Raw genomic sequence first — 6,350 nt, forward strand, 5'->3', positions numbered from 1 at the left:
CGGCCGCGTCCGGCTCGGGCGGGCGGGGGGCGGCGGGCCGCGGCGCGGGGCGGCGCAGGGTGGGGCGGTCCATGGGAGCGGGCTCCGGTGGCTAGTGCTGGTCTGACGGTTCGCGTCGAGTCCCGCCGCGCGGCGCGGATCGTCGGACGGGCCCCGCGGTTCGGGCGGCAGCCGGGTGGACTGCAGCCGGGGTGGACTGCAGATCATCCAACGAGTTGATCATGCGATGGTTGCGGCCCGCACGGACTCGGGGACGGGCTGCTCGGACCAGACGGTCTTGCCGCGCTCGCCGTACCGGGTGCCCCAGCGGCGGCTCAGGTGCATCACCAGGAACAGGCCGCGGCCGCCCTCGTCCCCGCTGCGGGCGAGCCGCATGTGCGGGGCGGCCGAGTTGCTGTCGGAGACCTCGCAGAGCAGCCCGCGGTCGCGGATCAGCCGCAGCCGCACCGGCCCGCGGCCGTAGCGGATGGCGTTGGTGACCAGCTCGCTGACGATCAGTTCGGTGTCCGCGGCGACCGCCTCCAGTCCCCAGGCGGCGAGTTGCTGGGAGACGAGGGTGCGCGCGGTGGAGACCACGGCCGGGTCGGCGGGCAGCGTCCACAGCGCGACCCGGTCGCTGCCGAAGAGCTTCGTCCGGGCGAGCAGCAGCAGCGCGTCCTCGTCGAGCCGGTGCGGGACGGCGGCGTACGCGACGTCGTCGCACAGTTCGCGCAGGCTGCGGTCGGGGTGGGCGAGCAGCCTGCGCAGCCGGTTCCGGCCGGAGCGGTCGCCGGTGTCGGAGCCGGCGGTGAGGCCGCGGGTGTGCAGGGCGAGCAGGCTGCCCTCGGGCAGTTCGGCGTGGACCGCCTCGTAGCCCTCGCCGCCGCCGCGGCCGAGCGCCGGGCCGACGGGCACCTCGAAGTCCAGCAGGCTGCCGTCGCGGGCGATCGGCACCAGCGGCGGGTGGCCGGCGGCGGCCGCGCTGCACCGGCCGGTCACCGGGTCGTAGACGAGGTAGAGGCAGCTGGCGAGGACGGGCGGCTCGCCCGGTTCGGGGACGGTCTCCTCCGCCAGCCGCCGGACGGTCTCGTCGAGGACGCCGAGCAGTTCGTCGGCCGGCAGGTCCTGCCGGGCCAGGGTCTGCACGACGGTGCGCAGCTGGCCCATGGTGGCGGCCGCCTCGACGCCGCGTCCGGCGACGGTGCCGCAGACCAGGGCGACCCGGCCGCCGGAGAGCGGGACGACGTCGAACCAGTCGGCCCCGGCGTCACCGGACAGGTGCAGGTAGGCGGTGTCGACGGCGGGCAGGTCGGGCGGGCGGACGGGCAGCAGCCGACGCTGCAGGGCGGTCGCGATGGTCCGCTCGTGCAGGTACTGCCAGGCCCGGTGGACGCTGAGCGTCGTCCGGTCGGCCAGCTCCGCCGCCAGTTCGAGGTCCCCCTGGTCGAACGGCTCCTCGGTGACCGTGCGGACGAAGACGGCGAGGCCGAGCGCGGTGCCGTGCACGGTGAGCGGCGCGACGATCAGCGAGTGCGCGCCGGCCTCGGCGAGCCGCCGGGCCCGCACCGGGTCGGCCGCCAGCAGCGGCTCGTCCGGGGTGAGGTGGGCGATCAGCCGGGGGCGGTGGTCGTGCATGCTCTGGCTGAGCACGGTCGGGAAGTGCAGGGAGGTCAGCTCGCCGTCCGGTGTCCTGGTCCGGAACTCCTCCACGGAGCGCAGCACCACCCGGCGCAGCGGCGCGTCCGCGGCGACCGGGCCGGCCTGCAGCCGGCGGCCCCGCAGCACGTCGTCCAGCAGGTCGACGATCACGACGTCGGCGAAGCGCCCGATCGCCACCTCGGCGAGTTCGCCGACGGTCGCGGAGGCGTCCAGGGTCGAGCCGATCAGCCGCTGGGCGTCGTGCAGGATCGCCAGCCGGTCCGCGGTGTTCTGCTGCTCGGTGACGTCCTCGGCCATCACGGCGAGGCCGAGCACCCGGCCGCCGGGGGCGTTCAGCCGGAAGACCGACAGCGACACCACCATCCGCTTGCTGTCGTCGTGCGGGAGGACGCCGGAGACCCGCAGGCGCCGCACCGAGTTGCCGGTCGCCAGCACGGACCGGGCGACCTCGGTCAGCTTCTCGTGCGGGAACCCGGGGGCGAACTCCTCCACCGTCCGGCCGACCACGGCGTCCGGCGGCATGCCGCGCATGCCGCGTGCCGCGGTGTTGAAGCGCACCACCCGGAGATCCGGATCGAGCACGAACAGACCGGCCGGGGCACGGGTGAACAGCGCCTCCAGCAGAGCGGCGTCGGTGCGGACGCGGTCGTTCGGCTGCACGGGTGCACCCCTCTCCGGGCCTAGGGCTCGCTCTCCACCTTGTCAGCGCCCGGGCGGGCGGCAAGTCGGCGCCGGGCCGGGTGCGGATGCAGCCGCCCGGCCCGCCCGCGACGATGGAGGACAGACCTGCTGCCGGAAGGCGGTGACGCCCGTGCCCCACGACCACGTGTGGCGTGCACTGCCGTCCCCCGTGCGCGAGCTGCTGGAGGGCACACCGGGCGCGGTCGGCGTCCTCGACACCGACCTGCGGTACGTGTACGTCAACACCGCGCTGGCCCGGCTGAACGGCGCCCCGGCCGCCGACCACATCGGCCGCACCATCGCCGAGGTCGTACCCGGCATCGACGCCCGGCTCGACGTGCTGCGCGCCGTGCTCGCCGACGGCGTCCCCCGCGAGACCACCTCCAGCGGCCAGACCCGGGTGCCCTCCCCGCTCGCCCGGCGCTACTTCCACGGCGCCTACCACCGGCTGGAGGTGGACGGCACGGTCGTCGGCATCGCCGGCATCGTGCTGGAGGTGACCGCCTCCCGGCAGCAGCAGAACGAACTGGAACGCGCCCGCGAGCGGCTCGCCATGCTCGACAGCGCCTCCACCCGGATCGGCACCACCCTCGACATGGACACCACCTGCGTCGAACTCGCCCGCTTCCTCGTCCCCGAGCTCGGCGACGCCGCCTCGGTGGACGTGCTGCCGCCCGAGGAGGCCCCCGCCGCGCACACCCTCCCCGGCGTCCTGCGGCTGCTCCGCGCCTCCCTGGTCTCCGTACCCGAACTGGAGGAGACGGCGGCGGCCCTCGGCAAGGCCGGCGAGCACATCGACCACCAGCCCGGCTCGGCCGCCCGACGGGCGCTGGAGAGCGGCCGCCCGGTGATCGAGAACATGCCGGCCGACGACCGCCTCGGCCGGGCCGCGGCCCACCCCGACCGGCTGGCGGCGCTGCGCCGCGGCGGCGTGCACTCCGGCCTGGTGGTGCCGCTGCTGGCCCGCGGCCGCGCCCTCGGCACGGTCACCCTGATCCGGGCCGGCAGCTCGCCGGTGTTCACCCCGGAGGACACCGTGGTGGTCGCGGACCTGGCGCTGCGGGCCGCCGTCAGCATCGACAACGCCCGCCGCTTCACCCGCGAGCACGGCATCGCCCTCGACCTGCAGCGCGCCCTCCTCGCCGAGCCCGGCGCCCCGCACCCGGGCCTCGAAGTGGCCTTCCGCTACCGGCCCGCCGGGGCGAGTGCCCTGGTCGGCGGCGACTTCTACGAGACGGTGGCCCGCCCGGACGGCAGCACCCTGCTGGCCATCGGCGACGTGATGGGGCACAGCCTGGAGGCCGCCGTCGAGATGAGCCACTACCAGGCGATGCTGCGGATGGTCGCCGCCGGGAACCTGTCGCCCGGCCGCGTCCTGGACCGGATGGACCGGCTGACCGCGCCGCTCGCCACCGGGCGCCCGGCGACCTGCCTCGCGGTGGTGATGTCCCCGCGGACCGGCACCTGCACCTTCGCCAGCGCCGGGCACCTGCCGCCGGCCCTGGTCTCCCCCGACGGGACGGTCCGCCTGCTGTCGGTCGAGCCGGGTCCGCCGCTCGCCACCGGGTTCGGCGGGTTCCCCGAGGTGACGGCGCAGTGCCCGCCCGGCCACCACCTGCTGCTCTACACCGACGGTCTGGTCGAGCGCCGCGACGAGGCCATCGACGCCTCGCTCGCCCGGCTGACCCACCTGCGGCTCCCCCCGCACGCCGGCGGCGAACAACTCCTGGACGCCGTCCTCACCGGCCTCTCCCCCACCGCCGACGACGACGTCGCGCTCCTCACAGCCACCCTGCGGGACTGAGGAACCCGGCACACGGGGCTGCCCGCCCCTGACCGCGCCCTAGTGCTTGCCGGCCCCCGCCGGGTCACCCAGTTCGCGGGACGGGAGGCCCTCGGTGAGGTCCTCGGCGATGAGGCGTTTGGCGATGGTGTGGACGGCGGCGCGGAGTTCGGCGCTGCGGGGGCGGCCCGCCTCCTGCTCCAGCTGGTCGTTCAGCCACTGGGCCCAGGCGCCGCCGATCCGCTCGGCCTCCCGCTGCCCCGCCTCGGTGTGCATGTAGTAGCCGTTCACCCGGGACAGCCAGCCCTCGCCGACGGCCCGGTCGAAGACCGGTTCGAGCACCTCGCCGGGCAGCCGCCGGCGGGCCGCGATCAGGGTGAGCGAGGCGTGGCCGACCGTCCGGGTGAACAGTTCGACCTGCATGACGGCCCAGGCCACGGCGATGTCCAGCCGGGTGCCGGACCGGGCGACGACGTCCCGGGCGGTGTCCTGGTCGGTGCCTCGGATGATCTTGGCGACGGAGAGTTCGAGCACCCGTGCCGAGTCCCCGGAGACGGGCGAGGCGAACCCCTCCCCCATGTCGGTGGAGGAGGCGCGGGTGGAGTCGCGCAGCTTCACCTGCTTGAGGAAGAGCGCGACGACGAAGCCGACCGCGGCCACCGGCACCGCCCAGAGGAACACGGTGTGCAGGGCGTCCGCGTAGGCGTCGACGATCGGTGCGGCCTGGTCGGCGGGCAGCGCGTGCAGGTCCTTCGGGTTCTGGGCGGCGTTCACCAGGACGGCCGGGTCGGCGCCGGTGAGCCGGGCGGAGGTGGCGATGCCCTCGGCGAGCCGGTCACCGAGGGTGTTGGTGTAGACGGTGCCGAACACGGCCGTGCCGAAGGAGCTGCCCAGGGTGCGGAAGAACGTGACGCCGGAGGTGGACGTGCCGAGGTCGGCGTAGTCGACGGTGTTCTGCACGGCGATGGTGAGCACCTGCATGCACAGGCCGATGCCGGCGCCGAGCACCAGCATGTAGAGCGACTGCAGCCAGCTCGGGGTGTCGGCGTCCATCAGCGACAGCAGGTACAGGCCGACGCCCATCACGGCCGAGCCGACGATCGGGAAGATCCGGTAGCGGCCGGTGCGGCTGACCATGGTGCCGCTGAACACCGAGGCGATCAGCAGGCCGAAGACCATCGGCAGGGTCCGTACGCCGGAGACGGTGGCCGAGTCCCCGTCGACGTACTGCAGGAAGGTCGGCAGGAAGGTCAACGCGCCGAGCATCGCGAAGCCGACGATGAAGCTGAGCACCGCGCAGACCCTGAAGACCGGGTTGCGGAACAGCCGCATCGGCAGCATCGGCTCGGCGGCCCGGGTCTCCACCCAGCAGAACAGTCCGAGGGCGACGGCGCCGCCGACGAACAGGGCGAGGATGACCGGCGAGCTCCAGGCGTACTTGTTGCCGCCCCAGCTGGTCGCCAGGATCACCGCGCTCGCGCCGACGGCGACCAGGGCGATGCCCAGGTAGTCGATCACCGGGCGGCCGGGGGCCCGCACCGAGGGGATCGTCCGGGCCGCGGCGAGCACCACCACGATCGCGATCGGCACGTTGACGTAGAACGCCCAGCGCCAGGTCAGGTGGTCGGTGAACAGGCCGCCGAGCAGCGGGCCGATGACGGTGGCCACGCCGAAGACCGCGCCGATCGCGCCCTGGTACTTGCCGCGTTCGCGCAGCGGGATCACGTCGGCGATCAGCGCCATCGAGGTGACCATCAGGCCGCCCGCGCCGACGCCCTGCATGGCCCGCCAGGCGATCAGCATCAGCATGTCGGTGGACAGGCCGCACAGGAACGAGCCGGTGATGAACACGATCGCCGACACCTGGAAGACCAGCTTGCGGCCGAACAGGTCGCCGAACTTGCCGACCAGCGCGGTGGTGACCGTCTCGGCGAGCAGGTACGAGGTGACCACCCAGGACATGTGCTGGGCGCCGCCGAGGTCGGAGACGATCGTCGGCAGCGCGGTGCCGACGATCGTCTGGTCGAGGGCGGCCAGCAGCATGCCGAGCATGATCGTGACGAAGACGACGTTGCGCTGCCGCCGGTCCAGGACGGGCGGCGCGGCGGCCGGGGCCGGCGGGCTGCTCTCGGTGGTGGTCACTCTCGCATGGTCGCCCGGCGGGCGGCCGGGCGCCCGCGTAGGGCCGCCGCCGCGGTGAACCCCGTCGGCGGGGGCGCCGGGGCCGGGCCGTAGCGTGGGCCCATGC

The 6,350-nt window shown here is 74.6% G+C and carries 3 protein-coding genes; 1 reads left to right on the top strand and 2 read right to left on the bottom strand.

Annotation, left to right across the window (positions count from 1 at the left end; genetic code table 11):
- Positions 1-219: 219 nt before the first annotated feature.
- On the bottom strand, positions 220-2,298 hold the full coding sequence (locus ABZ641_RS22775; protein WP_359984375.1) for a SpoIIE family protein phosphatase: 2,079 nt from the start codon (positions 2,296-2,298) through the stop codon (positions 220-222).
- 190 nt (positions 2,299-2,488) lie between these two features.
- Here ABZ641_RS22775 and ABZ641_RS22780 point away from each other — a divergent pair, with 190 nt between their 5' ends.
- Positions 2,489-4,123 carry a SpoIIE family protein phosphatase gene (locus ABZ641_RS22780; protein WP_359984378.1) on the top strand — a complete coding sequence of 545 codons (1,635 nt, stop codon included), beginning with the start codon at positions 2,489-2,491 and terminating at the stop codon, positions 4,121-4,123.
- A gap of 39 nt (positions 4,124-4,162) precedes the next feature.
- Here the strand turns inward: ABZ641_RS22780 and ABZ641_RS22785 are convergent, their stop codons facing one another.
- The gene (locus tag ABZ641_RS22785; RefSeq protein WP_359984381.1) at positions 4,163-6,244 is read right to left on the bottom strand and encodes an MDR family MFS transporter; all 2,082 of its coding nucleotides are present in this window, start codon (positions 6,242-6,244) and stop codon (positions 4,163-4,165) included.
- Between the last annotated feature and the right edge of the window lie 106 nt (positions 6,245-6,350).

Source organism: Kitasatospora sp. NPDC007106, assembly GCF_040634455.1.
Classification (GTDB): domain Bacteria; phylum Actinomycetota; class Actinomycetes; order Streptomycetales; family Streptomycetaceae; genus Kitasatospora; species Kitasatospora arboriphila.